Below are 371 nucleotides of genomic sequence, written 5' to 3'. Positions count from 1 at the left end.
CAGCCGCGCAAGCGCGAGATCCGCAACCTGTCTTGGATCGGCTTGAAGTGGGCAGGCAAGAAGAAACCCCGCGTCATCAGCCTGGAGAACGTAAAGCAGATCCTGCAATGGGGTTGGTGAGGTTGTACCGGTAGATCAGCAGTTTCTGGTCCCAGACCCTGCGCGGCGCGGCCAGACGTGGGCGGTGTTCGTGGGCGAGCTGGAGCGCCTGGGCTATGCCGTCGAATGGCGCGCGATCCGAGCGTGCGACTTCGGCGCGCCTACCAGCCGGGAACGCCTGTTCATGATTGCCCGCTGCGATGGGCAGCCGATCGTGTGGCCAGAGCCGACCCATGCCAAGCGCCCCGCCAAAGGCCAGAAGCCTTGGAGGA

General features: G+C 64.7%; 1 pseudogene. It reads left to right on the top strand.

What is annotated here, in order from left to right:
- Nucleotides 1-371 (top strand): annotated as a pseudogene (locus AO388_RS05770) (DNA cytosine methyltransferase); the annotation flags it as partial.

It is taken from the genome of Pseudomonas sp. ICMP 10191 (genome assembly GCF_001467335.1).
Taxonomy (GTDB): Bacteria; Pseudomonadota; Gammaproteobacteria; order Pseudomonadales; family Pseudomonadaceae; genus Aquipseudomonas; species Aquipseudomonas cerasi.
This window is presented reverse-complemented; position numbering and strand designations above follow the sequence as displayed.